We start from the raw sequence: 2260 nt of genomic DNA on the forward strand, positions 1-2260 counted from the left end.
GGCCAGTTGCGGAAGTCGTCTGACCATTTGATGGTTCACACCACCAACTCGCCGAGCAGCGCCTTGGCCTCCATCAGGTCCCGCGTGTCGAAGCCTTGCGTGAACCAGCCGTACACCGGAGCGAGCAGTTCACGAGCTTGCGGCGACTTGCCTTGGTCGCGCCAAAGCTGCGCGAGGCTGGTCGCGGCGCGCAGTTCGAGCGACCGCGCCGATTGCTGTTGCGCGATTTTCAACGCAGTCAGCAGCTCCGCTTCAGCCTGGTTGACCGTCTCGGCTCCGCCCTTTGCGAGAAGCGTCAACGCCCTTATGCGATGGAACTCTGCTTCAAAGAGCCGCTCGTCGTTGCGTTCCACGATCGCCGACGCCGCAGCTACGAGCTCCTTGGCGACCCTCACGTCTCGCTGCGCCGCAATCGTCTGAAGAACCAGAAAATAGATAGCAGTAATGCCCATCAAATAGCCCTTGCTCCGAATATCGTCGAGATCGGAGAGGATCGGACCGAGATTTACCACGTTAGAATCGGCCAAATTTCGCAGGATGTTTCGCGCGACTCGGGACAACCCACGCCAGTGGACGAAGCCATGCTCCTCGGCCAAGGCGAGGCAGGCTTCGGCATGCTCGAGCGAGGCTGTTGGATCACCTCGCAATGCACTCAGGATGGCAGCGTAATAGCGGGCGTACGCCTGAGTGTGCGGGTGCCCGATCGATTCGGCACGCTCAAGGGCGTGGTCCATGCGATTCGAAGCGTCGTCCCAGCGACCAAGGCCCCAGAGCGCCCAGGATGCAACGGCAAGGGTCGCGACGCCCGCATCCTGGCCGGCGGCGTTAGCAGCAACTTTCTCTTCGCCGCTCGCCGCCTCGAAAATCGCGGACGCCTGCTCGGCTCGGTCGAGCGATTGGGTCAGCCGTCCCCTAAGCAGAAGCGTCAGGGCGGCGCCTCGAAGCGAATTTACCAACGCCGGACGATCGTCGCGCGCTTTGGCCAGCGCCACAGCCATTTCGGCTGATTCGAACGCGCCATGCAAATCGCCGCGCACGGCGCGGACAGTCACGAGCCAATGGAGCACGTGTAGATGTTCAGGCTGGTCTTGCAACCTCTCGCACAGTTCGAGTGCGCGCGTGAAATTCGCAACTGCGGCGTCGGAAATCGGGCCAGCGGTCGAAATCAGACAAGGCCCCAGCACGCCTTGCAGGTCGAGTTCGAGTCGGTCTTTCTGGCGACTGTCAGGAAGCGTATCGACCGCGGAAAGGCCGCGCCGAATTTGCGCTATTGCCTCTCGATACGCTGATCGCGCCGCAGCGTTCTTACCCGCGCACAGCCAATAAGGGATCGCCTTCTCCCATAACCCGGCCTCGGCCAAATGGTAGGCGACCGATTCCGGCTGAGCGCGCTTGAGATCATCGCGCAGGACTTCTGCGACGCGCCTGTGCAGCGCCTGGCGTCGACTCTTAAGCAAATTCTCATAAGCCGCATCCTGGATCAGCACATGCTTGAAGCGATATTCAGATTCCGGCGGTAGGCCTTCCACAAGCAGAATGTCGGCCTCCGCGAGCCGTTCCAGCGCCGTTTGAAGCGGCCCGTCTTCCGTCCCGGCCACCGCGCGAAGGAGCGGATAGGAAAAGTCGCGCCCGATCACGGCGCCGATCTGCGCCACCTCGCGCGCTGGGCCAAGGCGGTCGAGCCGCGACGTCAACGATTGTTGCAGCGTCGGCGGGATTGCATGGATGCCACCATGCTCGCCGCGCTCCAAAAGCAGGCGTGTCACTTCCTCGATGAACAGCGGTACGCCGCCGGTGCGCTCGGTCACGCCGTCAACCACTTCCCTTGACAGCGCATCGCGAGCGGCAAGCTCGCCGACCATCTGGCGCACCTGCGAGCGATCAAGCGGAGCCAGCGAGATCGTGCTGTGATGCGAGCGCATTCCCCAAGGAGGCCGGAACTCAGGCCGGGCGGTGATGAGAACGAACAAGGGCGCCAGCGCACCCCGCTCGGCGATGCCGCGCAACAGCTCGAGCGTGGTCGGATCGGCCCAATGCACATCCTCAAGTGCCAGCACAATCGGCTGAGTTCGCGCGCCGGCCATTGCCCAATTGGTGAGCGCAGTCAGCTGTTGGCGCCGCAACACCTCCGGCTCTAAGGTCGGTGCACGGTCCGGCGGCAAGGGGATGTCCAACAGTGGCGCGAGTAAGGGGGCATTCTCCGCCGGGTCGAGCTTGACCAGCGCCAGCGTATGATCGAGGTCCGCGAGACGCTGCTCGG

Annotated in this window: 1 pseudogene; it reads right to left on the reverse strand. The window is 63.2% G+C overall.

The annotated features are described in order from the left end of the window. Nucleotides 1-35 precede the first annotated feature (35 nt). Nucleotides 36-2260, reverse strand: a pseudogene (locus ACFFWD_RS02865) (AAA family ATPase); the annotation flags it as partial.

The organism is Bradyrhizobium erythrophlei (genome assembly GCF_042430365.1).
Lineage (GTDB): Bacteria > Pseudomonadota > Alphaproteobacteria > Rhizobiales > Xanthobacteraceae > Bradyrhizobium > Bradyrhizobium erythrophlei.